23 protein-coding genes are annotated in these 24,871 nt (G+C 66.2%); 22 read left to right on the top strand and 1 reads right to left on the bottom strand.

Annotated elements, in window-relative coordinates; genetic code table 11:
- The first annotated feature begins 82 nt into the window (after positions 1-82).
- The 12 genes from GU927_RS12935 (at position 83) to GU927_RS12880 (ending at position 11,432) form a co-directional block, all read left to right on the top strand.
- Entirely contained in the window at positions 83-1,609 is a 1,527-nt protein-coding gene (locus GU927_RS12935) for an extracellular solute-binding protein (protein WP_161762866.1), read from the top strand.
- A 99-nt stretch (positions 1,610-1,708) separates the two neighbouring features.
- On the top strand, positions 1,709-2,707 hold the full coding sequence (locus GU927_RS12930) for a carbohydrate ABC transporter permease (RefSeq protein ID WP_161762865.1): 999 nt from the start codon (positions 1,709-1,711) through the stop codon (positions 2,705-2,707).
- A 3-nt stretch (positions 2,708-2,710) separates the two neighbouring features.
- Positions 2,711-3,589, top strand: a complete 879-nt coding sequence (locus tag GU927_RS12925) for a carbohydrate ABC transporter permease (RefSeq protein ID WP_161762864.1) — start codon at positions 2,711-2,713, stop codon at positions 3,587-3,589.
- Between the two features lie 60 nt (positions 3,590-3,649).
- Positions 3,650-4,744, top strand: coding sequence for an ABC transporter ATP-binding protein (locus GU927_RS12920; RefSeq protein ID WP_161762863.1), 1,095 nt, complete (start codon positions 3,650-3,652; stop codon positions 4,742-4,744).
- The gene (locus GU927_RS12915) at positions 4,731-5,351 is read left to right on the top strand and encodes a hypothetical protein (protein ID WP_161762862.1); all 621 of its coding nucleotides are present in this window, start codon (positions 4,731-4,733) and stop codon (positions 5,349-5,351) included. Before GU927_RS12920 ends, GU927_RS12915 begins: the two co-directional genes overlap by 14 nt.
- A 29-nt stretch (positions 5,352-5,380) precedes the next feature.
- A complete protein-coding gene (locus GU927_RS12910) occupies positions 5,381-6,943 on the top strand; it encodes an FGGY-family carbohydrate kinase (protein ID WP_161762861.1) in 1,563 nt (520 codons plus the stop codon).
- A gap of 14 nt (positions 6,944-6,957) precedes the next feature.
- Positions 6,958-7,512, top strand: coding sequence for a VOC family protein (locus GU927_RS12905; protein ID WP_161762860.1), 555 nt, complete (start codon positions 6,958-6,960; stop codon positions 7,510-7,512).
- Between the two features lie 51 nt (positions 7,513-7,563).
- Entirely contained in the window at positions 7,564-8,442 is an 879-nt protein-coding gene (locus tag GU927_RS12900; protein ID WP_161762859.1) for a class II fructose-bisphosphate aldolase, read from the top strand.
- The gene (locus tag GU927_RS12895; RefSeq protein WP_161762858.1) at positions 8,432-9,154 is read left to right on the top strand and encodes an HAD family hydrolase; all 723 of its coding nucleotides are present in this window, start codon (positions 8,432-8,434) and stop codon (positions 9,152-9,154) included. The genes GU927_RS12900 and GU927_RS12895 overlap by 11 nt, the downstream gene beginning before the upstream one ends.
- Positions 9,145-9,429 (top strand): putative quinol monooxygenase, encoded by a 285-nt coding sequence (locus GU927_RS12890; RefSeq protein WP_161762857.1) that lies wholly within the window; start codon positions 9,145-9,147, stop codon positions 9,427-9,429. The genes GU927_RS12895 and GU927_RS12890 overlap by 10 nt, the downstream gene beginning before the upstream one ends.
- Before the next feature lie 3 nt (positions 9,430-9,432).
- On the top strand, positions 9,433-10,122 hold the full coding sequence (locus GU927_RS12885) for an MBL fold metallo-hydrolase (RefSeq protein WP_161762856.1): 690 nt from the start codon (positions 9,433-9,435) through the stop codon (positions 10,120-10,122).
- 74 nt (positions 10,123-10,196) lie between these two features.
- On the top strand, positions 10,197-11,432 hold the full coding sequence (locus GU927_RS12880; RefSeq protein ID WP_161762855.1) for an LVIVD repeat-containing protein: 1,236 nt from the start codon (positions 10,197-10,199) through the stop codon (positions 11,430-11,432).
- Here GU927_RS12880 and GU927_RS12875 read toward each other — a convergent pair whose 3' ends face one another.
- On the bottom strand, positions 11,433-12,335 hold the full coding sequence (locus GU927_RS12875) for a MurR/RpiR family transcriptional regulator (RefSeq protein WP_161762854.1): 903 nt from the start codon (positions 12,333-12,335) through the stop codon (positions 11,433-11,435).
- Between the two features lie 337 nt (positions 12,336-12,672).
- Between GU927_RS12875 and GU927_RS12870 the strand changes: the two genes are divergently transcribed.
- The 10 genes from GU927_RS12870 to arsA all read left to right on the top strand — a co-directional run bounded on the left by GU927_RS12870 (position 12,673) and on the right by arsA (position 24,800).
- On the top strand, positions 12,673-13,614 hold the full coding sequence (locus GU927_RS12870; protein WP_217765625.1) for a thiamine pyrophosphate-dependent dehydrogenase E1 component subunit alpha: 942 nt from the start codon (positions 12,673-12,675) through the stop codon (positions 13,612-13,614).
- Between the two features lie 26 nt (positions 13,615-13,640).
- Complete coding sequence (locus GU927_RS12865; RefSeq protein ID WP_161762852.1) at positions 13,641-14,648, top strand: alpha-ketoacid dehydrogenase subunit beta; 1,008 nt, start codon at positions 13,641-13,643, stop codon at positions 14,646-14,648.
- A 9-nt stretch (positions 14,649-14,657) separates the two neighbouring features.
- The gene (locus tag GU927_RS12860; protein ID WP_161762851.1) at positions 14,658-15,878 is read left to right on the top strand and encodes a transaldolase family protein; all 1,221 of its coding nucleotides are present in this window, start codon (positions 14,658-14,660) and stop codon (positions 15,876-15,878) included.
- A gap of 18 nt (positions 15,879-15,896) precedes the next feature.
- On the top strand, positions 15,897-17,195 hold the full coding sequence (locus GU927_RS12855; RefSeq protein ID WP_161762850.1) for an alpha/beta fold hydrolase: 1,299 nt from the start codon (positions 15,897-15,899) through the stop codon (positions 17,193-17,195).
- 76 nt (positions 17,196-17,271) lie between these two features.
- Positions 17,272-19,266 (top strand): transketolase, encoded by a 1,995-nt coding sequence (gene tkt, locus GU927_RS12850; RefSeq protein ID WP_161762849.1) that lies wholly within the window; start codon positions 17,272-17,274, stop codon positions 19,264-19,266.
- Entirely contained in the window at positions 19,256-20,650 is a 1,395-nt protein-coding gene (lpdA, locus tag GU927_RS12845) for a dihydrolipoyl dehydrogenase (protein ID WP_161762848.1), read from the top strand. The genes tkt and lpdA overlap by 11 nt, the downstream gene beginning before the upstream one ends.
- Positions 20,643-21,353, top strand: coding sequence for a phosphoglycolate phosphatase (gph, locus tag GU927_RS12840; RefSeq protein ID WP_161762847.1), 711 nt, complete (start codon positions 20,643-20,645; stop codon positions 21,351-21,353). The genes lpdA and gph overlap by 8 nt, the downstream gene beginning before the upstream one ends.
- Before the next feature lie 116 nt (positions 21,354-21,469).
- Positions 21,470-22,330 carry a sugar phosphate isomerase/epimerase family protein gene (locus GU927_RS12835; RefSeq protein ID WP_161762846.1) on the top strand — a complete coding sequence of 287 codons (861 nt, stop codon included), beginning with the start codon at positions 21,470-21,472 and terminating at the stop codon, positions 22,328-22,330.
- The gene (locus GU927_RS12830) at positions 22,327-22,965 is read left to right on the top strand and encodes a nucleoside/nucleotide kinase family protein (RefSeq protein ID WP_161762845.1); all 639 of its coding nucleotides are present in this window, start codon (positions 22,327-22,329) and stop codon (positions 22,963-22,965) included. Before GU927_RS12835 ends, GU927_RS12830 begins: the two co-directional genes overlap by 4 nt.
- Positions 22,966-23,060: 95 nt before the next feature.
- A complete protein-coding gene (arsA, locus tag GU927_RS12825) occupies positions 23,061-24,800 on the top strand; it encodes an arsenical pump-driving ATPase (RefSeq protein ID WP_161762844.1) in 1,740 nt (579 codons plus the stop codon).
- The last annotated feature ends 71 nt before the right edge of the window (positions 24,801-24,871 follow it).

Genomic DNA, 24,871 nt, shown 5'->3' with positions numbered 1-24,871 from the left:
ATGTCGGAAGAGGAGCCGGCGGGGTGGAAGGACGGGCACACGGACGGCAAGGACGCCGCCGCATAAACAGGGAGAGAGAAAAATGTTTCACAAGCCAAGGAACGCGCAGGTATCGCGCGTCAGCCGCCGCCGGTTCCTCGAACTCGGGGGATACGGGGCCACCATGCTGGGCACCGGCTCGCTGGCTGTCGGCCTGAACTCCACCATCATGTCGAGCCGCGTTCAGGCCGCCTCGTCCGACGAGGCAAAATGGAAGCAGTATGCCGGGTCGAAGCTGACGTTCCTGTCGGAAAACACCCCGCCGTCCTTCGCGATCCGCGACAATATCAAGGCCTTCTATGACCTGACCGGCATCGAGGTCGAGATCCTGACCGACGACCTTCCGGTCGTGCAGCAGAAGGCGGGGATCGACCTGCGTTCGGGCAAGTCGGACTATGTGTTGAACTACATCCAGGACAAGCCGATCGGCGCGCCCTTCGCGGATTTCTACGTCGACCTGTCCAAGATGTTCGGCGACGAGACGCTGCCGCAGGACGTGGACGGCTATGGCGACGACGCGTGGTTCGACAACTTCCTGTCGGCCTGCGGACGCTTCTATTCCGAGGACAAGATCATCGCGCTGCCCTATGACGCGGCGATCGCGGTGACCTTCTACCGTCAGGACCTGTTCGAGAAGTATTCCAAGGACTTCGAGGCCGAATACGGCTACCGGCTGGAGTATAACGAGAATTCAACCTGGAAGAACGTTCTGGACTTTGCCACCTTCTTCAAGAAGCTGAAAGAGGGCGGGGCGGACGTGCCCTATGGCTATGCCCAGCACCAGGGCAGCTTTGCCTGGACGACGCAGCTGGACATCCAGCGCATGATGTTCGCGCATGGCCGCTGGACCGACTTCAACATGGACGACAAGATCGGGTCGAAAGAACCGGGTCCGACCAACTGGGGCGACGAACAGTCCGTCCTGATGCTGGAGAAGTTCAAGGCGCTGGCCGACGTGTCGCACCCCGACAACCTGGCCAACGGCACGCTGGAGCTGAACACCGTCTACCAGTCGGGCAACATCGCGATGCAGGTCCAGTACCACGAATTCGCGGCCTCGGTCGAAGACGAGAAGACCTCGGTCGCGGCGGGTGGCAAGACGGCCTATGCGCCCTGCCCGAAAGGCGAGGCGAGCTGGATCCTGAACGGCGGTCCGGCGGTGAACGGCACCAACTGCGGCATCGGCGGCATCGGCATCAACGCCAATGCGCCGGAAGACGTGCAGCGCGCGGCCTATCTGTTTGCGATCTGGTCGACCTCGAAGAACATCCAGTATGACGTTCTCAAGGGTCTGGGCGGCACGCCCACCCGCAAGTCGGTGCTGGACATTCCGGAAGTGCAGGCCGCCAAGAGCCGGCCGAGCGCGATGCCCAACGCCCTGACCTTCGACGCGGTCTACAACTTCGGCATCAAGGACCCGAACTTCGTTCTGGGCCCGAAGATCACCGAGGCGAACGAGTACCACTCGCTCATCGCGTCGGAAACGCAGCGGATGCTGTCGGGCGAAATGAGCCCGGCCGACACCGCCGCCTCGCTGAAGGACCAGATCGACGGCCTGAACGGCGTCTGATCCGAAACGTCCGGCGGCCCCCCCGCGGGCCGCCGGTTCCCCATCCATCCCGAATTGCCGCCCCCCGGCCACCGGCCCAAGGCAGGAGCGACGACCGACATGACAGATGTCTCATCCCTTTCCGGAAGCTCGCGCGATGTGGCGTCGCAGCTTTTCCGCGCGCGCGCCCATTCCGTCGAGGTGGAGGCGCGTCCGCGCGCCGAAATCACGCACAAGCCGCGCAAGTTCAACCCGCCGATGCCCAAGTATTACTACTATTACCTGATGGCGCCGGCGATCGCGATCCTTGCCTTCATCTCGCTCTATCCGTTCTTCTGGCTGATCATCATGTCGCTGCAGGACGTCGATATCGGCGGGGGCGAGTGGATCGGTCTGAAGAACTATACCAAGCTGTTCACCGATGCCCGCTTCATCGACGGCTGGATCCTGCTGGCGCAGTATTCGATCATGTGTCTTGGCCTGCAGGTCGGGCTGGGCGTGACGCTGGCGGTGGTCGTCAACAGCTCGAAATACGAGAAATACCTCGTCACGGCGCTGTTGATGCCGATGATGATGGCACCTGCGGTGGCGGGTCTGCTGTGGCTCTTCCTCTATAACGGGACCTTCGGCTGGTACCACTGGGTGCTGCAGAGCGCGGGCATCCTCGACAGTGCCTCGATCCTCGCCAGTGCGGATACGGCGATGTATGCGATCGTGCTGGTGGATGTGTGGCAGTGGACGCCGCTGATCACCATCATCGCGCTGGCCGGTCTGAAGCGGGTGCCGCGCGACCAGTTGGAAGCCAATATGGTCGATGGCGCGTCGCCGATGCGGAACTTCTTCGCGATCATCCTGCCGAACCTCTATCCGGTCCTGCTGATCGCGGTGCTGCTGCGCTTCATGGACAACTTCCGCTTCATCGACTCGATCCTCGTCCTCACGGGCGGCGGGCCGGGAAGTGCCACGAAGATCCTGCCGGTCTACCTGTTCGAGGTCGCCTTCAAGTTCTTCAAGCTGGGCCGTGGTGCGGCCATCGCGCTGACCCTGCTGATCGTGACCATCCTTCTGGGCAAGCTCCTTGTCCGCGTCTTTGAAAAACCCCAGGGCGGAAAGGGCTGAACCATGGCTTCCCGTGACGTCGTATCCTACGATACCCCGCTATCGCGCGCGCTGAGCATCTTCGGCACCGTCTTCGTCGCCTTCTACCTTGTCTGGACGCTGTTGCCCTTCGTGGTGATGTTCGTGTCGTCCTTCAAGGACATGCTGGAAGCCTTCAAGCTTCCTGTCGTGGGCGACTGGGCGGGGATGACCGTCTTCTTCGACTTCTCCCCGACGCTGAAGCATTACACCACGCTGTTTACCGAAAACAGCTTCGGCACCTATATCATGAACAGCCTGATCGCAGCCGGCGGGTCGGCGGTGATCTCGGTGGTCTTCGGCTCGCTGGCGGCCTATTCGCTGAGCCGGGTGGATTTCCGCGGCAAGCAGGACCTGTTCTTCTGGATCATCTCGACCCGGATGGCGCCTGTGGTGGCGGTGATGGTGCCGCTCTATGCGATCTTCCGCAGCCTTGACCTTGTCGGCACGCTGCCCGGCCTGATCCTGGCCTATACCACCTTCAACCTGCCTTTCGCGATCTGGATGCTGAAGGGGTTCTTCGACAACGTCCCCTATGCGATCGAAGAGGCGCAGATGGTGGACGGTGCCACGCGGTTCGAGGCCTTCCGGTCCATCCTGCCGCTGGTGGCCCCCGGGATCGGTGCCTTCGTCGTGCTCTGCGTGCTGTTCGCCTGGAACGACTTCCTGTTCGCGGCGATCATCGGGTCGGGCGGGGCCAAGACGCTGCCGGTGGCAACGCGCGAGCTGGTGCAGCCGCAGAACATCCAGTGGGGTTCGATCATGGCGGCGGGTGTCGTGACGACCGCTCCGATGATGCTGCTGGGCCTTGTGATCCGGAAATACCTCGTGGCTGGCCTGACGATGGGCGCGGTCAAGGAATGATGCGGGCCGCGCGGTCCAGGCGACCGCGCGCCCATACCAAAGAACTGGGAGGAGAAGACCATGGCGACCGTTAGCATCAGGAACGTGTGGAAATACTACGGCGAGACGCCCGCGGTGAAGGATCTGAACATCACCTGCCCGGATGGCAGCTTCGTGTCGATCCTTGGCCCCTCGGGCTGCGGCAAATCCTCGACCATGCGGATGATCGCGGGTCTGGAACATATCAGCAGCGGCGACATCATGTTCGACGATGTGCGGGTGAACGACCTTGCCCCCAAGGACCGCGACGTGGCGATGGTGTTCGAGAACTACGCCCTCTATCCGCACAAGTCGGTCTATGAAAACATCGCGAACCCGCTGCGTCTGCGCGGGGCCAGCGAGTCGACCGTGAAGGAACGGGTGGAAGGTGCCGCGAAGCTGCTCGAGATCAGCCACCTTCTGGGCCGCCGTCCGCACGAGCTGTCGGGCGGGCAGAAGCAGCGCGTCGCGATCGGGCGGGCCATCGTGCGGGAACCCAAGCTGTTCCTGTTCGACGAACCCATCGCCCACCTCGACGCGAAACTGCGCGCGCATATGCGGGGCGAGATCAAGCACCTCCAGCGCACGCTGGGCACGACGATGATCTACGTGACGCATGACCAGCTCGAGGCGCTGTCGATGGCCGATTACATTGCGGTCATGCATGATGGAGAGTTGCAGCAGTGGGGCACGCCGTCGGAAATCTTCAACAACCCCGTCAACGCCTGGGTCGCGGGCTTCGTGGGGGAACCCGCGATGAACTTCCTGACCTGCGGGATCAAGGGCGAGGGGGATGCCGTCTCTCTCATGCACAAGAACTTTGAAATCCCGCTGCTGCCCGGTCAGGTGCGCCAGCTGAACGGCGCGGCGCAGACCGGCGTGGCGCGGATGGGCGTGCGCCCCGATGCGCTGTCGATCAGCATGACCAAACCGTCCGAGGCCGCGATCCGCGGCGAGATCTTCGTGAACGAGCTTCTGGGCGGCGACATGCTGGTGGAAGTGGAACTCGACGATTGCCGCATCCGTGTGAAGACGACGCCGGAATTCGCGGGCAAGCCGGGCGAGGCCTGCTATCTGACCGTGAACCGCGACAAGTGGCATGTCTTCGACGCGGGTGACGGGCATGCCTACTTCTGAGGTCACAGCCGCAGGGAAGGGGGGCGACCCCTACGCAGAGGCGCTGGATGCCTTCCTTGCGGCGCATGTGGCATCAGGGGGTGTCGTTGCCGCCTATCGCGCGGTTCAGGCGATGCCCTATTTCTCCGGCCCCGACCGGACGCCGCTTGCGGCGCTGCGGACAGGGCGGGGGGCCTGCACGGCCAAGCATCTGGTGCTGCGCGACGCGTTGCGCCGGATGGGGCAGGCGGCGGTGGTCGAGATTGTCGAGGGCGATTTCGCCAGCGGCATCCCGCTGCACCCGTCGATGCCCGCCGAATTGCAGGAGATGGTCCGCGCGGGCGGGGTGGTGGATTTCCATTGCCGCGTCCGGCTGGAGGGCGGGCCCGTGCTGGATGCGACATGGCCGCTGGCCTTGCGCCGCTGGGGCTTTGATGTGCGCGAATGGCATGGCGCGGGTGACAGCGGGCAGGCCATCGCGCAGGTGACCGTACGATCGACGGACGAGGATGTGCTTGGCACGAAGGCAAGGCTGCTGGCGGGACTGTCCGAGGCGGACAGCGCGCGCCGGTTGCGGTTCCTTGCCCTTTTGTCGGGATGGCTGGCGGGACTGCCGCAGGCCGATTGAGGGACAATGACGACAGGGGGGAGGAAATCTTGTCGCGCACAGGGAAGGTTTTTGTCGGCATAGACGCCGGCACGACGGGCTGCACCGTGATGATCTTCGACGAGAAGGGTAACGCGGTCGGCCACGGATATCAGGAATACAACTGTTCCTCGCCCCAGCCGGGCTGGATCGAACAGTCGCTGGACGAGGTCTGGGCGGGCATCTGCTCGGCCACGAAACAGGCGGTGGCCAGGGCGGATCTGCCGGCCGAGGCCTATCATTCTGTGGGCCTGTCCAGCCAGCGCGGCACCTTCGGCCTGCTGGACGAGAACCGCCGCCCGCTGATGAACTCGCTGGTCTGGAACTGCGGCCGCGCGTTGAAGAGTGTCGAGGCGATCTCGGCCGAATTCGGCGCGGCAGAGCATCAGACCCATACCGGCATGACGATCAGTCCGCTCTGGTCGGCGGCAAAGATCGTCTGGCTGCGCGAGAACCGGCCCGACCTGTTCGACGCCACGCGCTGGTTCGTGAACGGTCAGGAATATTTCCTGTGGCGCATGGGGGCCGATGACTGGGCGACCGATCCGGCATCCCTCACGCTGAACGGGATGATGGATATCGCCAAGCTGGACTGGTCGGACCGCATCCTGTCCGCCTGTGGCATCGGGCGCGACCGTCTGCCGCCGGTGGGCACGCCCGCGACGATGGCGGGGCGTCTGTCCAAGGCGGCGGCGCACGAGACGGGGCTGCCCGAAGGGGTGATCCTGTGCCGTGGCGCGGGCGACCAGCAATGCGCGGCGATCGGCGCGGGGGTCATCAAGCAGGGGATGGCGGAATTCACCGTCGGCACCTCGGGCGTGATGGTCGCGCATCTGGACAGCGTGGACCGCATCAAGGGCAACAAGCTGTGGTGGGGCGGGCATGGCGTGCCCGGCGCGTGGGATATCGAAGGCGGCGCCTTCAGCCTTGGCGCGTCCCTGCGCTGGTGGCGCGACCATCTGGGCCGCAACGAGCTGGACGATGCCGCGCGGCGCAAGACCAGCGTCTATTCGGTGATGGTGGAGCAGGCGCACAACTCCAAGCCCGGCGCCAATGGCGCGATGTTCCACAGCTTCATGGCGTCACAGGTCACCCCCTATTACGACGCCGTCGCGCGGGGTGGCTTCCTGGGCCTTGGCCTTTACCACGAACGCCACGACCTGATCCGCGCGCTTCTGGAAGGCTGCTCGCACGAGATGAAGATGGTCTTCGACAGCTTCCAGTCCGACATCGAGGGCGGGATCACCGATTTCCGCCTGACGGGGGGCGGCACGAAATCCGACGGCTTCGTGCAGATCATGACCGATGTGATCGGCGTGCCGTCGACCGTGACGAAGGAACGCGAATGCACCGCCCTTGGCGCGGCGATCCTTGGGGCCTTCGGGTCGGGGGCCTTCTCGTCCATCGACGAAGCGGTGGGCGCGATGGTGCAGGTCGAAAGCACCTTCGAACCGAATGCAAAGCTGGGCGAACTCTACAGCGAACAGCACGCCATCTATCGCGGCATCTACGAGGCGATCGCGAAAAGCGGGCAATACGCCGCGCTCAGCGATTTCTCGCAAAAGTATCAATGAGACAGGAGGACAAGATGGGTATTCCCGGTATTCGCGGCATGGAACACGTCGGCATCACCGTGCCGGACATCAACGAGGCCTGCGATTTCTTCACGCGCATCCTTGGCGCCGAAGTGCTGTTCACCGCCGCGACCGACTTTCGTGGCGAAGGCGACTGGATGGCGGAACATCTGAACGTGCATCCGCGTTCCGAGATCAAGGAATTCCGCTATGTGCGCCTTGGCAACGGCACCAATCTTGAGGTGTTCCAGTATTCCGCGCCGGACCAGAAGACCGAAGGGCCGCTGAAGAATTCCGATATCGGCGGGCATCACATGGCCTTCTATGTCGATGACATGGATGCGGCGATCAAGTTCCTCAAGGACAACGGGGTCAAGGTTCTGGGCGAGCCAACCTCCTATACCGACGGGCCGAACCTTGGCCTGACCTGGTGCTACTTCATGGCACCCTGGGGGCTGCAACTGGAGATCGTCTCGTCGCCCAACGGCACCGTCTTTGACAACGAGGCCAAGAAGGCCGGCCGTCGCCGCCTGTTCGACCCGTCGCGCGCGGCCGAAACGCTGATCTGACGCGACCAAAGGGGGGGCTGCGCCCCCCGACACCACCTGAAAGGAAAACTCATGCCCCTCGTTTCAATGGGCCCGATGTTGCGTCGGGCGCGGGCGGACGGTTATGGCATCGCCGCCTACAACATGATCGACTTCAACTCGGCGAAGTCCATCATCTCGGGTGCGGCGGAGCTGTCCGCGCCGGTGATCGTGCAGGTCTCGGTCAAGACGGTGAAGCACTGGGGCTATGCCCATGTGGCGACATGGGTGCGGATGCTGGCGGGGGATGCGCCGGTTCCCGTGGCGCTGCATCTGGACCATTGCACCGATATCGACGTCATCAAGCGTTGTATCGATGCGGGCTGGACCAGCGTGATGTTCGACGGCTCTGCCCTGCCTTTCGCGGAAAATCTGGAAAAATCCTCGCTCGTCTATGCCCTGACCGAGGCTGCGGGCGTGGGGCTGGAGGCCGAGATCGGCGCCATCGGCGGGGTGGAGGATGACAAGGTCGTCAATGACGACCAGTCGCGCCTTGCCGATTACGACGAATGCCTGCGCTTTGTCGCGGCCATGCCCAACCTTGCGGTCTTTGCCCCCGCCATCGGCACGGCGCACGGCTTCTACAAGGGCGAGGCCAAGATCGCCTATGACCTGCTGGAGCGGATCACAAAGGCCATCGACACACCCATCGCGCTGCATGGCGGAACGGGGCTGACGGATGAGCAGTTCAAGCGCTGCATTTCGCTGGGCTGCGGCAAGGTCAACATCTCGACCATGCACAAGCGTCTGTTCATCGACGGCTTCGTCGGGCTGAAGGCGGAAAAGCCCAAGCTCGAGGAACCACTGCCCTTCATCACCGCCCAGCACGACGCGATGAAGGCCGATGTGATGGCCTGCATCCGCACCTTCGGATCGGCCGGTCGCGCGGCGGAGGCGTCCCATGCGGCCTGAGATGGAAGCGCTGATCTTCGACTGCGACGGGGTGCTGGTCGATACCGAAAGGGACGGCCACCGCGCCGCCTTCAACGCGGCCTTCGCGGCCGAGGGATTGTCGGTGGAATGGTCGGTGGAGCGTTACGGCGAATTGCTGACCACCGGCGGCGGCAAGGAACGGATGCGGCGGCATTTCGACGAAACCGGCTGGCCCGAGGGGGACCGTGACGCGCTGATCGCGCGGCTGCACCGACGCAAGACCGACCTGTTCATGGAGCTGATCGAAGGCGGCGCGCTGCCCCTGCGCCCCGGCGTGGCGCGGATGGTGGATGCGGCACTGGGCGCGGGAATGCGGGTGGCGGTCTGTTCCACGTCGAACGAGCGGGCGGTGGAAACTGTGGTGCGCGTGTTGCTGGGACCGGACCGCGCGGCGCGCATCACGGTTTTTGCGGGCGATGTGGTGCCGAAGAAGAAACCTGACCCTGCAATCTATCTGCTGGCGGCCAAGACGCTCTGCCTGACCCCCGCCGCCTGCGTTGTGGTGGAGGACAGCCATATCGGCCTGCGTGCCGCGAAAGGGGCGGGGATGCGCTGCGTCGTCACCCGCTCCACCTATACCCACGACGAGGATTTCACCGGGGCGGACCGGATCGTGGACCATCTGGATCAGGGCATCGACCTTGACCTGTGCCGCGCCCTGACTGTGGAGGAGGATACCGAATGCCGCTGACCGTGAATGCGACGCTGAAGGCGAAGGATGGCAAGGAAGAGGCGCTGTTTGCCGTGCTCAAGGCGCTGATCGCGCCGACGCGCGCCGAAAAGGGCTGCATCTTCTACGACATGCACAAATCCGATGACGAGCCAGGCCTTTTCATGTTCACCGAGGAATGGGAAACCCGCCCGCTGTGGGACGACCACATGAATTCGCCGCATCTCAAGGCGTTTTCGGCCCGGCAGGACGAGCTTGTCGCCAACTGGACGCTGTTCACCGGACAAAGGGTCTAGGCCATGAAGATCAAGTTCTATGCCCATGCGAGTTTCCGGCTGGAAGGGGACGGGCTGACCGTCATCACCGACCCCTTCAACTGCGAGAAGTCGCATTTCGACCCGATCAACGAACCCGCCGACATCGTGCTGATGTCCTCGGACACCGACGATTTCCATTCCGATCCCAGCCACATCACGGGCAGCCCCGAGGTGGTCAACACGCTGGCCATTCCGGCGGGCGGGCGCGTGGTCAAGGGGATCGAGGTGACGTCCTATCCTGCGACCGAAAGCCTGACCTTCGACTACCAGACCGAATATGGCCGCGATCCGGATGCCAATGCGCTTTATCACTTCACTCTTGGCGGGCTGCGTTTCCTGCATATGGGCGATATCGGCACGGCGGTGCCCGACGGGCATCTGCAGGCGTTGAAGGGCAAGGTGGATGTGCTGCTGGCGCTGACCGGCGATCACGCGACGATCCCGCTGCCCGATCTGGACGAGGCGATCCGCGTCATCGGGCCCAAGGCCGTGATCCCGATGCATTATTACAGCCCCAAGGGCGTGCTGAAGATCGAACCGGTCGAAAGCTTCCTTGCCCGCGTTCCGGCCGACAGCATCACGATGGTCGGCGGGTCCGAGATGGAACTGACGCCCGACATGCTGCCCGCCACCGGCGCGCCGCGCGTCTTCGTCTTTGAACAGTCACGCTGAACCTTCCCCTGAGGGTCAAGCAGCCTGCCCCCGCCTCTCCTTGGGCGGGGGTTTTTTTGACAAGGAGTGCTACGATGCCCGACTGCGCCGCCACCCACGCCCGCAATATGCGCCTGCTGTCGGTCTGCGATCAGGGCGGCAGGCCGGATGGCGTGCAGCTGATGGTGCATCGCGGTTTCGGCTATGTGGGCCACATCTTTTCCAAAGGCTTCAGCGTCATCGACCTGCGCGATCCGGTGAACCCGCGTCCCGTGGCCCATATCCCCGCGCCACCGAACACATGGAGTCTGCATCTGCAGACCCATGACGACCTGCTGCTGGTGATCCACAACAAGGACATGTTCGCCCAGTCCGACATGGCCGACGAAAAGGCCTATTACAAAGGCGGGGTCAGCCACCATGCGGGCGGCGCGCGCGACTGGTCGGCGGGGATGGCGGTCTATGACATCTCGCGCCCCGAAAGCCCCCGCCAGATCGGCTTCATGAAGGTGGAAGGCATGGGCCTGCACCGCATCTGGTATACGGGCGGGCGCTGGGCCTATGCCTCGGCCCTGCTGGACGGGTTCACGGATTACATCCTGATCGTCATCGACATGGCCATGCCGGAAAAACCCATCCTCGCCTCGCGCTTCTGGCTGCCCGGCATGAACGCGGCGGCGGGCGAGGTGCCGGACTGGCCGCTGCCTGCGGGGCGGTTCGGGCTGCATCATCCCATCGTGCAGGGCGACATCGCCTATTGCAGCTGGCGCGATGCCTGCCTTGCGATCGTCGATGTATCGGACCGGCACGCGCCGAAGCTGCTGAACCATATCGTCTGGTCGCCGCCCTTTGGCGGGGGGACGCACAATGCCCTGCCGCTGCCGGGGCGGGATCTGCTGGTGGTGGTGGATGAAACCGTGCTGGACCATGGCGAGGACGGGATCAAGCCGATCTGGGTCTTCGACAACCAGGTCAAGGGAAAGCCGGTCAGCATTTCCACCTTCCCGCCGCCATCGGACCGCGACTATCACGCGGTGGGCGGGCATTTCGGGCCGCACAACATCCACGAGAACCGCCCCGGCACCTTCCAGTCGGAAACGCTGATCTTCTCGACATGGCAGAATGCCGGTGTCCGCGTGCATGACATCACAGACCCCTTCCGCCCCGTCGAGGTCGGCGCCTGCGTCCCGCCGCCGCCCGCGCGCATGGTCGACCCGCGCCCGAACCGCGCGCCGGTCCTGCATTCGGCGGATGTGCATGTGGACCGCAACGGGCTGGTCTATGCGACCGACTTCAATGCGGGCCTGTCGGTCATGGAATATCTGGGCTGATCAGGGTTCACCGCCCATGCGCTGGTAAAAGCGTTCCAGGGCCGAGGCGGTGTTCTTCAGGCTGTCCGAACGGCCGCCCTCTTCCTCGAACAGAAGTCCGATATAGAGCAGGTCGACAAGGAAGATCTGGCTGACCCGCCCTTCGAGGAAGTCACCGTAGAGCGGCACGGAGGGGGTGGCCGAACTCCACGTTACCAGCGTCATCTCGGCCGCGCGGGCGACAGGCGAGACGGGATCGCTGGTCATGGCGATAGTCGTTGCGCCCTTTTCACGGGCCAGACGCAGGGCGCTGGCGATGCCTTGCGTCGTGCCGGTGTGGGAAATGCCGATCATGACGCAATCGGGGCCGAGATTGGCCGCCAGAACCACCTGTGTGTAGTGGTCGGCGCAGGCCGTGGCATCCAGCCCCGCCTTCATGAACAGGTGGGCAGCCTCGTCACAGATCGCGGCCGCCCCGCCCACGCCTACGAGCACCACCTTGCGCGCGCCGCGGATGGCACGGATGCAGGCGTCGATGCGTTCGGAATCCAGCATCCGCTGCGTGCCCTGCAGCGCGGTGGACAGAAGGTTCGCCAGCTTGGCCGAGGTCGCGATGAGCGTGTCGGTCTGGTCGATCTCGGCCGGGATGTTGGAGAAGGAGGAGCGGGTGACAGCCCCTTCGGCCAAAGACAGTTTCAGGTCGGGAAAACCGGAATAGCCGAGTGCGCGGCTGACGCGGCTGATCGTGGCCTCGGACAGGCCCAGCGTCTGGGCCAGTTCCGTAATCGACAGGCTGAGCCGCGTTCCGGCATGTTCGCGCAGGTAGTCCGCCACGATCCGTTCGGATTTCCGCAGCGAGGTGTAGCGTTCCTGTATCCGCTGGACGAGGTCGCCGCTGGCCTGCGGAGGGATCGTGTCGGGCATGTGCTTCTCCTCTGTTCCGGAAAAGATAGGCACTGCGTTTCGTTTCGGGAAGAAGTTTTCACGTTTTTTCCCGACGGCATTTGCCGGGGTGCTTTGATGAAATTCATGTAAGCATTTGTTTCAGATGCAAAATGCGGCGCATCGCCTCGATTTGTGAAAGAAGGTTTCAAGAAATGGCCCATTGAGCGGCCAGTTTTGCAAAAAATTTTCTCGACAACGGGCGCGCTGACCCCTAGAAAATTCCTTGTCAATAAACCGTCTACGCCGAATCTAGCGGCGACTGGGAGGAGAGATGGGAACCGCTGCCTCGTTGCAGAACGCGCCTTCGCGCGAATTTTTGGAAAAACTTTTCCGCACGGCTTTCAAGATCCGCGTCTTCGAAAGCGAGGGGATCAAGCTGTACCGGCAAGGGCTGATCCGCGGCTATTTCCACCCCTATCTGGGGCAGGAAGGCATCGCCACCGGCGTCTGCGCGGCGCTGAGCGAGGGTGATTACATCGCCTCTACCCATCGCGGCCACGGGCACTGCATCGCCTGGGGCGCGGATGTGAGGAAGATGGTGGCCGAGCTTTTGCAGAAGGAAACCGGCTACTGCCGCGGCTATGGCGGGTCGATGCACATCGCCGACATCTCGAAGGGCAATCTTGGTGCCAACGGGATCGTGGGGGCGGGCACGCCGCTGGGCGTGGGGGCTGCGCTGGCCAATCAGGTCAAGGGGTCGGATGCGGTGACCGTCACCTTCTCGACCGACGGGGCGTCGAACAACGGGACGTTCCTTGAAAGCCTGAACCTCGCCGCGATCTGGAACCTCAACTACATTCTGGTGGTCGAGAACAACCAGTATGCCGTTTCGACCCGCATCGAGGAATCCACCCGCGACACCGATCTTTACAAGCGCGGTCTGGCGATCGGCGTGGAAAGCCATCAGGTGGACGGGAACGATCCGCTGGCCGTGCATGCGGTGATGGAACAGGCCGTGGCCACCTGCCGTGCGGGCAAGGGTCCGGTGCTGATCGAGGCAAAGACCTATCGCCATATGGGCCATCATGTGAACGACCCCGGCAAATACATGCCCGAGGACGAGCTGGCCTATTACAAGGCCCGCGATCCGGTCGACCGTGCGCGCAACGCGCTCAAGGAAATGGCAGGGGTGAGCGACGATGAGATCGCCGCCATCGAAGCCGAAATCGCCGCCGAATTCGCCGATGCGGTCGAATTCTCGAAGAACAGCCCCGAGGTCACGCCCGAGTCCTTCCGCGAATTCGCGGTCGGCTACTGAGGCGCAGGGGAGAGGGAGGACGTATCATGGCAACACGCGAATTGATGTACCGCGAAGCTCTGCGCGAAGCGATCGACGAGGAAATGGCCGCCAACCCGACGGTGTTCATCATCGGGGAAGGCATCGCCGAGCGCGGCGGGTCCTACAAGGTGACCGAGGGGCTGCTGGCGAAATACGGGCCGAAGCGCGTGCGCGACACGCCCATCGCCGAGGCGGGGATGATCGGTGTGGGCGTGGGCGCGGCAATCGCCGGCGCGCGGCCCATCGTGGAAATCCTCTATGTGGACTTTGCCATGCTGGGCATGGACATGATCGTGAACCAGGCCGCCAAGTTCCGTCTGATGACAGGCGGCGATGGCCGGGTGCCGTTCATCATGCGGACGCAGGGCGGCACGGGCGGCGGTGTGGCCGCGCAGCATTCCCAGTCGCTCGAGGCGCTGTTCTACCACATCCCCGGTCTGCGGGTTGTGATGCCCTCGACACCGTCGGATGCGAAGGGGCTGCTGAAATACGCGCTGCGTCAGGAAGATCCGGTGATGTTCCTTGAACACAAGCACCTTTACATGACCAAGGGTCCGGTGCCCGATGGCGAACATGTGGTGCCCTTCGGCGTGGGCGACATCAAGCGTGAAGGGTCTGACGTGACCGTGATCGCCTGGTCGAACATGATCCCCCGCACGCTGGAAGCCGCCGAGGCGCTGGCCGCCGAAGGCATCAGCGTCGAGGTGATCGACCCGCGCACGCTGGTACCGCTGGATCGCGACATGATCATCAAGTCGGTGCTGAAGACCCGCCGCTGCGTGATCGTGCAGGAGGCCAACCGCCGTGGCGGCGTGGCGTCGGACATCGCGTCGATCGTGCAGGAGGAATGCTTCTACGAGATGGACGCGCCGGTCGAGATCGTGGCGGGCATGGACATTCCGGTGCCCTTCAACCTGACGCTGGAAAAGGCGTCGGTCCCGCAGAAAGAGGACGTCGTCGCCGCCGTCAAGCGCGTGCTGCACGTCCAGTCGCTGGCCGCAGCGGCAGAGTGAGGGGCGGCCATGACCTTGCACGTACTGGAAAAATTGGCCGCGACGAACCCCGATTGCGAAATCTGGTGGGATAGCTCGCCGCTGGTCTATGAAAGCTGGAAGAAGGGGGTGCTGGCTTCGGCACCCGCCGCCAAGAAGGCCGATTGGGAGGCGCAGCTGACGCGGCTCTTCGATCCGGCCACGATCGATGCCGAAGGCCGCATGGGCTTTGGCGGGGTGACGACCAACCCGCCGCTGTCCTTGCAGGCGATCCAGAACGATCCCGACTTCTGGATGCAGGAAATCCGCCGGATCGCGGCAGAGAACCCGCAGGACGATGTCGAGGGCATCTATTGGAAGACCTATCTGGAAGTCGTGCGCCAGAGCGCGCTGATGATCCTGCCGGTCTATGATGCCAGCAACGGCCGCTATGGCTATCTGTCCGGTCAGGTCGATCCGCGCTTTGTCACGGATTTTGACCTGATGCTGGCGCAGGGGCTGCAACTGGCGGCGCTGGGGCGCAATGTCATGGTGAAAATCCCCGGCAGCGCCGAGGGTTACAGGGTGATCGAGGAACTGACCGCGCGCGGGATTTCCACGAACAACACCACCTCGTTCACCGTGCCGCAATATGTGGAATGCATGAACGCGGTCAGCCGCGGTCTGGAACGGGCCCGGGCGGCGGGGGTGGACCTGTCGCGCTGGCGGTCGGTCATCACCCATATGTCGGCCCGTCTGGGCAATGTGGGCGACCTGAAGGTGCAGGCCGATCTGCGCGGCATCTCCTTGACTCCGGAAGAGATTCTGCACGGCGAGATGGCGGTGCTGAAACGCGCCTACTGGCATGGCAAGGCGACGGGGCATCCGTCCAAGATGCTGCAATGTTCGATGCGCGTGACGGACGAGGGCGAGGGTGGCAACGCGTCGAGCTGGCATATCTCGAAGATTGCGGGGGGGGATTTCGTCTATACCTGCCCGCCGGGATATATCGCGCAACTGATGCAGGCCGAGGACCGTCTGCCCGAATTCGAGGCCTCCGCCATCGACGAGGACGCGCCCGCCGAGGTGATCGAAAAGCTGCGCCAGCTGCCCTATTTCCGGCAAGCCTATGATTTCGATGGGATGTTGCCCGCCGAATTCAGCCGCTTTGCGGCCTTTGCCGCCACCGCGAACGAGTTTGCCGCGGCGACGCGGCGGACGGTGGATTTCGTCGCCCGCGCGCTGGAAAGCGCCCGGTCGCAGGCAGCCTGAGGGAAGGAAACAAGGCAAATGGCCGAGGCAATTCTGGTGCCGCAGGTCGGGCAGGACCTGACCGAGGCGAAGGTCGTCGAGCTGCATGTAAAGCTGGGCGACAAGGTGAAGAAGGGCGATCTGGTCGCCGTGGTGGAGAGCGAGAAGGCCAGTTTCGAGGTCGAGGCCTTTTCCGAAGGGGTGGTGATCTCGCTGCCCTGGAAGGTGGGTGACGTCGCCACCGTGCTGGAGCCGCTGATGCATGTCGGCGCCGAGGGCGAGGTGGTGGCAGCGGCCAAAACGGCCGTACCGGACCCTGTGCAGACGGCTGTGCCGCAAACTGTACATACGCCCGCCACCGTGCCCGTTTCCGCAACACCCGCGCCCGTGCCGACGCCGGCGCCGGCCCCTGCGCCTGTCGAGGCGGCGGTGTCGGGGGGCGATCGTGCCTCGCCGGTGGCACGGCGGATGGCGGCGGATCATGGTCTGTCCATCGGACGGATCGCCGGAACCGGACCGCGCGGCGCGGTGGTGCTGCGCGATGTGGCGGCGGCGGTGGCCGCGGCCCCCGCAGGCGGCGCGCTGGAGTTGCGGACGCTACAATCGGGGCAGGGGACGCCGGTCGTCTTCATCCATGGCTTCGGGGCGGACCTGTCCTCGTGGCGGCCGCTGGTGGCGCGGATCGGTCTGGGATCGCCCATGATGGCGCTGGACCTGCCGGGGCATGGCGGATCGCAGGGCCACGGCGCGGCGGATTTCGCGGCATTGGTCGATGCGGTGGGCGCGACGCTGCGGTCGTTGCATGGCGGGGTGCATCTGGTGGGCCATTCGCTGGGGGCCGCGGTTGCCGCGGCGCTGACCGAGCGGGGCGATCTGGATGTGCGGTCGCTGACGCTGATCGCGCCGGCGGGGCTGGGCGCTTCGGTCGATGGCGATTTCGTGGACGGCTTCCTATCGGCAAGGTCCGAGGGCGCGCTGGCCGCTTGGATGCGGCGGCTGGTGTCGGACCCTGCAAGCCTTGCGCCGGTTCTGGTGCGGGCGACGCTGGCGGCGCGGGACGAGGCGGGGCTGGTGCCTGCGCAGACCCGCGTGGCGCGCGGCGTGTTCGAGGGATCGACGCAACTGTTCAACGTGGCGGCGGCGCTGCGGGCCTATCGCGGCCCCTGTTCGGTGATCGCGGGGCGTGACGATGCCATCGTCCCGCTGCGCGAGATCGAGGCGGCGGTTCCGGCCCATGTCGCCCTGCACCGTCTGGACCGTGTCGGCCACCTGCCGCAGGTCGAGGCTGCCGATCTGGTGCAGACCGTGATTGCGCGCACTGTCCGCTCGGCGGGCTGAGGCGTGCATGGCGCGCGCCGCGCCGCTCCCGCGTGGCGCGCGCCCTTGATCCGATCTTCGAGGGAAGGACCGACGAATGCGCGACCTGCCGCAGGCGAGCCATGCCGACATGGCCAATGCAATCCGTTTTATGGCCGCCGACGCGGTGGAGAAGGCGGCATCGGGGCATCCGGGGATGCCGATGGGCATGGCGGATGTGGCGACCGTGCTGTTTTCGCGGTTCCTGAAATTTGATGCGGCGCGACCGGACTGGCCGGATCGCGACCGGTTCGTGCTGTCGGCGGGCCACGGGTCGATGCTTTTGTATTCGGTGCTGCATCTGGCGGGCTATCCCGGCTGGGATATCGGCACGCTGCGGGATTTCCGCCAGTTGGGATCGCCCGCCGCGGGGCATCCGGAATACGGCCACGGCGCGGGGATCGAGACGACGACCGGCCCGCTGGGGCAGGGTATCGCCACGGCGGTCGGCATGGCGCTGGCCGAGGAGATGGACCGCGCGCGGTTCGGGGTGGATGTGGTGGACCACCACACATGGGTCATCGCGGGGGACGGCTGTCTGATGGAGGGCGTCTCGCAAGAGGCGATTTCGCTTGCGGGGCATCTGCGGCTGTCGCGGCTGATCGTGCTGTGGGATGACAACGGCATCACCATCGACGGCGGAACGGCAGCGGCGACATCCGAGGACCAGCGCAAGCGGTTCGAGGCGTCGGGTTGGCAGACGCTGGCCTGCGACGGGCATGATCCCGAAAGCATCGCGGCGGCGATGGCGATGGCCAAGCGGGCAACGCGGCCGGTGATGATCGCCTGCCGTACGGTGATCGGGAAGGGCGCGCCCGCCAAGGCGGGAACGGCGAAGTGCCACGGTTCGCCCCTTGGCGGGGAGGAGATCGCGGGGGCGCGGGCGGCGCTGGGCTGGGCGCATGGTCCGTTCGAGGTGCCCGAGGAGGTGCGCGCGGCATGGGCGGCGGCGGGCGCGCGCGGCGTGGCCTTGCGGCTGGACTGGGAAGCGCGGCTGGCGGCGTCGTCGCGGCGCGGGGCGTTTCTGGCGCATCACGAGGGGCGGCTGCCCGATGGCTGGCGCGAGGCGCTGGCGGCGCATCGGGCGGGGCTGTCCGAGGCGGGCAAGGCCATGGCCACGCGCAAGGCCAGCGGCGCGGCGCTGGAGGTTCTGACGGCGCGGGTGCCTGCGCTGATCGGCGGGTCGGCGGACCTGACGGGGTCGGTCAACACGCTGACCAAGGCGACGGCGCCGCTGACGGCGCAGGATTTCGCGGGGCGCTACATCCATTACGGCGTGCGCGAGCATGGCATGGCGGCGGTGATGAACGGGATGGCGCTGCACGGGGGCTATCGGCCCTATGCGGGGACGTTCCTTGTCTTTGCCGATTACCTGCATCCCGCGCTGCGGCTGTCCTGTCTGATGGGGCTGCCGGTTACCTATGTGCTGACCCATGACAGCATCGGTCTGGGCGAGGATGGCCCGACCCACCAGCCGGTGGAGACGCTGGCCATGCTGCGCGCGACGCCGGGGCTGGTGACGCTGCGCCCCGCCGATGCGGTCGAGGCGGCGGAGGCATGGGAGATCGCGCTGGATCGGGCGAAGGGGCCGACGGCCATTGTCCTGTCGCGGCAGGACCTGCCGGTGCTGCGGGCCGATGGCGGCGTGGGCAATGCCAGCGCGCGCGGCGGCTATGTGCTGGCCGAGGCGGAGTGCGGGCCGCGCAAGGTGACGATCGTCGCGACGGGGTCCGAGGTGTCGCTGGCGGTCGAGGCGCGGGCGGCGCTGGAGGCGCGGGGGATCGGGGCGGCGGTGGTGTCGCTGCCATCCTTCGAGCTGTTCCGCGCGCAGGATGCGGCCTATCGCGCCGCCGTGCTGGGGCAGGGGGTGCGGATCGGGGTCGAGGCCGCGCTGCGCTTTGGCTGGGACGAGGTGATCGGGGCAGAGGGCGGCTTCGTCGGGATGACGGGCTTCGGTGCCTCGGCCCCGGCAGAGGTGCTGTATCGCCATTTCGGGATCACGGCGGAGGCGGTGGTGGCGCTGGCCGTGGAAAGGCTGGGCCATGACGCATGATGTGCTGATCCTCGGCGCGGGGCCGGGCGGCTATGTCGCGGCGATCCGGGCGCGGCAGTTGGGGCTGCGCGTGGGGCTGGTGGAGCGGGCGCATCTGGGGGGCATCTGCCTGAACTGGGGCTGCATCCCGACCAAGGCGATGTTGAAGGGGACGGACCTGCTGCATCAGGCGTCCCATGCGGAACGGTTCGGGCTGATGCCGCTGTCGCCCGCCATCGACCCTGCGCGGCTGGTTGCGCGGTCGGGCGAGGTGAGCGGGCAGTTGTCGGCGGGTGTGGCCTTCCTGTTGAAGAAGAACGGGGTGGACCTGATCTGGGGCGCGGCGCGCATCACCGCGCCGGGGCAGGTCGAGGTGGCCGAGGGGCCGGTCCCCGCGCCGCGGGGCGCGCTGGGGGCGGGGGCCTATGCCGCGCCGCATATCATCCTTGCGACAGGGGCAAGCCCGCGCAGTCTGCCGGGGCTGGAACCCGACGGGCGGCTGGTCTGGACCTATATGCAGGCGCTGCGGCCGGATCGCGTTCCGTCGTCGCTGGTCGTCGTCGGGTCGGGGGCGATCGGGGTGGAGTTCGCGTCGATCTATGCCGCGATGGGCGTGAAGGTCACGCTTGTCGAATTGGCCGACCGCATCCTGCCCGCCGAGGATGCCGAGATTTCCGGCCTGATGGCCAAGGCGTTGCAGAAGCGGGGCATCGCCATCCATACGGGTGTTTCCGTCACGCGGCTGGACCGCGGGGCGGACAGCCTCACCGCCCACCTCTCCGACGGCACGGTCCTTGCGGCCGACCGGCTCCTCAGCGCGGCGGGGGTGGTGCCGAATGTCTCGGGCCTTGGGCTCGAGACGCTCGGCGTCGTGCTCTCGCATGGCGCGGTGCAGACAGACGGGGCGGGGCGCACCAATGTGCCCGGCCTTTACGCCATCGGTGACGTGGCGGGTCCGCCCATGCTGGCCCACAAGGCCGAGCATGAGGGGATCGCCTGTGTCGAGGGCATCGCGGGGCACGCGGTCCATGCCAAGGGGCCGGTGCCTGCCTGCATCTATGCCAGCCCGCAGGTGGCGAGCGTGGGTCTGACCGAGGCCGCGGCGGCAGAGCGGGGGATGGCGCTGCGCGTGGGACGGTTCAGCCTGCGCGGGAATGGCAAGGCGCTGGTGGTGGGGGAACCTGACGGGCTGGTGAAATGCCTGTTCGATGCGGCGACCGACCGGATCGTGGGCGCGCAGGTCATCGGGGCCGAGGCGTCGGAGCTGATCCACGGGCTGACCATCGCGGTGTCGCTGGGGGCGACGTCCGAACAACTGGCGCATGTGGTCTTTCCGCATCCCACCCTGTCCGAGGCGCTGCACGAGGCGGTGCTCGCCGCGCGCGAGGGGGCGATCCATGCGTGAGGAGCGCGGGACGGTGATCTTCGATCTGGACGGGACGCTGGTGGACAGCGCGCCCGATCTGGCCGATGCGCTGGATACGCTGCTTTTCGAGCGCGGGCTGGAGCCTCTGGGGCTGGACCATGTGCGCGGGCTGATCGGGCATGGCGTGGCGGAACTGGTGCGCAAGGGGCTGGCCGTGCGCGGGGTGCGGCTGGCCGAGGAGGACCAGTCGCAGGCGGTGCAGCGTTTCCTGCAGCATTACACCAAACATCTGTCGCGCCGGAGCCGCCCCTATTCCGGCGTGGTCAAGGGTCTGCGCGAGTTGCGGCAGGCCGGATGGCGGCTGGTGGTCTGTACCAACAAGCTCGAGGCCAGCGCGCGGGGCCTGCTGGCCGATCTGGACCTGCTGTCGGGTTTCGCGCTGGTGGCGGGACCGGATACCTTTGGCGTGGCGAAGCCCGATCCCGACCATCTGCTGCGCTGCCTGCCTGCGGGCCATGCCGCGGGCGGCGTGGTCATGGTGGGCGACAGCGTGGTGGATGTGCGGGCGGCGCAGGCGGCCGGTCTGCCGGTCATCGCGGTGCGCTGGGGCTATGGCGGGGCGGCGCTGGGCGAGAGCGCGCCCGATGCCTTTGCCGAGGATTTCGACGAGGTGATGGCGCTGATCCCGCGGCTTGCCGCAGGGGCGGCGCGGCCCCGTGTCGAGGACCCCGGGGACGTCTGAACCCGCGCGGGCCAAGCCGGTGGTTGCCTTCGTGGCGGCTCTGCTTCACCTTTTGCCAAGGCGGCGTCCGCCGGATGTGCGCGCGGCAGGCCGACGGTGAAGGGGAGGATCGGGGGATGGAAGGGTTCGGCGTCCACACCAGCATGTGGACCATGAGCTGGGACCGCGCGGGGGCCGAGCGGGCCATCGACGGGGCGGTCCGTTACGGGATGGATTTCATCGAGATCGCGCTGTTGTCGCCCGAGAGCGTCGACACGCGACACACGCGCGCCTTGCTGGAACGGCACGGGCTGCGCGGGGTCTGTTCGCTGGGCCTGCCCGAACGGGCCTGGGCCTCGGTCAATCCGGACGCGGCGATCGACCATCTGAAACTTGCCATGGACAAGACGGCCGAGATGGGTTGCGAGGCGTTGTCGGGCGTGACCTATGGCGGGATCGGCCAGCGCACCGGCCTGCCGCCGACCCCTGCGGAATATGACAACATCGCCCGCGCGCTGGAGGCGGCGGCGAAACATGCCAAGGCGCTGGGAATCGCCTTCGGGATCGAGCCGGTGAACCGCTACGAGAACCATCTGCTGAACACCGGATGGCAGGCGAAATGGCTGATCGAGAAGGTGGGGGCGGACAATATCTTCATCCATCTGGACACCTATCACATGAATATCGAGGAGAAGGGCGCGGGGAACGGCATCCTCGATGCGCGCGAGCATCTGCGCTATATCCACCTGTCCGAGAGCGACCGCGGCACGCCCGGCGAGGGGACCTGCGACTGGGACGAGGTCTATGCGACGCTGGCGGCCATCGGGTTCCGGGGCGGGCTGGCGATGGAGAGTTTCGTCAACATGCCGCCCGAGGTGGCCTATGGCCTTGCCGTGTGGCGACCCGTGGCGCGGAACTTCGAGGAGGTGATGGACAATGGCCTGCCCTTCCTTCGCAACAAGGCGCGGCAATACGGGCTGATCGGGGGGGCGCGATGAGCGGGACGATCGATCTGGACGCGCTGGCGGGTCTGCTGGCAGAGCGGGCGGCGGGGGGCAGGCGGGTGATCGCCGCGCTGGCCGGGGCGCCCGGATCGGGAAAATCGACCGTGGCCGAGGGGTTGGCGGAGCGGCTGAACGCGCGGCAGGCGGGGATGGCGGCGGTCCTGCCGATGGATGGCTATCACTATGACGACCTGCATCTGGTGCCGGCCGGTCTGCGCCCGCGCAAGGGGGCGCCCGAGACATTCGATGTGGGCGGGCTTTACCACACGCTGCGCCGGATCAGGGACAGGGACGAGGCCTTCGTCGCCGTCCCCGTCTTCGACCGCGATATCGAGATCGCCCGCGCAGGCGCGCGGATGATTTCCGCCGCGACGCCGGTGATCATCGTCGAGGGGAATTACCTGCTTCTGGGGCAGGAGCCATGGGCGCGGTTGCGACCGCTTTTCGATGTCGCGGTTCTGGTCGATGTGCCCGAGGCGGTGCTGCGCGCGCGTCTCGAGGCGCGGTGGCGGCATTACAACCTGACGCCGGAGGAGATCGCGTGGAAGCTGGACGGCAATGACCTGCCCAACGGGCGCTTTGTCATGGCCGGGAGCCGGGGCGAGGATTTCCGGTTGCCCAACGGCTAGGGGCGGTCTGCGGCGGCGGCGGGGTTGATGCAGGTCATCGCCGCGCCCGCGCCGTGCTGCGATGGTGGGACGGCAAAACGGGGGGCAGGCATTTCATGGCCACGGGACTGTTGGACGATCCGGCGCGGTTCTTGTTCTTTACGGGCAAGGGCGGGGTGGGAAAGACGTCGCTGAGTTGCGCGGTGGCGCTGGCGCTGGCGGATCGGGGGCGGCGGGTGCTGCTGGTCAGCACGGACCCCGCGTCGAATCTGGACGAGATGCTGGAGGTCGCGCTGTCGGACCGGCCGAAGGCGGTGCCGGGCGCGTCCGGGCTTTACGCCATGAATATCGATCCCGACCGCGCGGCCGAGGCCTACCGCTCGCGCGTGATGGACCAGATGGATCCCAGCGCGACCGAGGCGGAGCGCGCGGGTGTGCGCGAGCAGCTTTCGGGTGCCTGCACGATCGAGATCGCGGCCTTTGACGAATTCGTGGGCCTGCTGGCGGGCGAGGCGGAGGGGTTCGACCATGTGGTCTTCGATACCGCGCCGACGGGACATACGCTGCGGCTGCTGAGCCTGCCGCGGGCATGGACGGGCTTTCTGCGCGGCAATGATCGCGGCGCGTCCTGTCTGGGGCCGCATTCGGGGCTGAAGATGCAGGAGGAGCGGTTCAGGGCGGCGCTGGAGACGCTGTCCGATCCGGCGCGGACGGCCATCGTTCTGGTGACGCGGGCGGATCGCGGCGCGGTGCGCGAGGCGGGGCGCACGTCGGAGGAGTTGCGCGCGCTGGGTCTGGGCAACCAGCGGCTGGTGGTGAACGGGGTGTTCCATGCGACGGCCAAGGGCGATGCGGTGGCCGAGGGGCTGGCGCGCGACCATGCGGCGGTGATTGCGACACTGCCCGCGAACCTTGCCGCGCTGCCGCGCGAGGAGGTGCCGCTTCGGTCCTTCGACATGGTGGGGCTGGATGCGCTGCGGGCGCTGTTCGTGGACGAGCCGCGGATGGCTGCGGCAGAGATGCCTGCGGGGATCAGCGCGGCGGGGCTGGAGGCGATGGTGGACGCGCTGGCCCGTGCGGGGCGGGGGCTGGTCATGGTCATGGGAAAGGGCGGTGTGGGCAAGACCACCGTTGCCGCCGCCGTGGCCGTGGGGCTGGTCAAGCGCGGGCACAAGGTGCATCTGACCACGACCGATCCGGCGGCGCATGTGGCGCTGGTGGTGGAGGGCAGTCTGGAGGGGCTGGTGGTCGACCGGATCGACCCCGTGGCCGAGACCGCGCGCTATGTCGAGAAGGTGCTGGCGACCAAGGGGCGCGATCTGGACGAGGCAGACCGTGCGCTGATGCGCGAGGACCTTGCCTCGCCCTGCACCGAGGAGGTGGCGGTGTTCCATGCCTTTTCGCGTCTCGTGGCCGAGGCGCGGGGGGCCTTTGTCGTGATGGACACCGCGCCGACGGGGCATACGCTGCTGCTGCTGGATGCGACGGGGGCCTATCACCGCCAGATGACGCAGGACATGGGACCGGTGCAGGGGCGGATCGTCACGCCGCTTATGCGGTTGCAGGACCCCGATTACACGAAGGTGATCCTTGTCGCGCTGCCCGAGACGACGCCTGTTTCAGAGGCGGCGGGATTGCAGGACGATCTGCGGCGGGCGCAGATCGAACCCTGGGCCTGGGTGGTGAACCGGTCGCTGGCGCGGACGGGAACGGCGGATCCGCTGCTGCTGCGGCGGATCAGGGGCGAGGCCGCGCAGGTGGCGCGCATCAGGGACGGGCTGGCACGGCGGATGTATCTGCTGCCCTTCTGCCCCGAGCCGCCGGTGGGCATCGCGCGGTTGCTTGCGCTGAGCTGACCCGCAGGGCGTGGACGGGGGCAGGGCGGGGGCAGGGCGGACGGCCCGCGCGGAAGGGCGGGCCGTCTGCG

It is taken from the genome of Paragemmobacter amnigenus (genome assembly GCF_009908265.2).
Taxonomy (GTDB): domain Bacteria; phylum Pseudomonadota; class Alphaproteobacteria; order Rhodobacterales; family Rhodobacteraceae; genus Paragemmobacter; species Paragemmobacter amnigenus.
The sequence above is the reverse complement of the archived record's forward strand: the minus strand, read 5'-3'. Positions and strand labels throughout refer to the sequence as shown.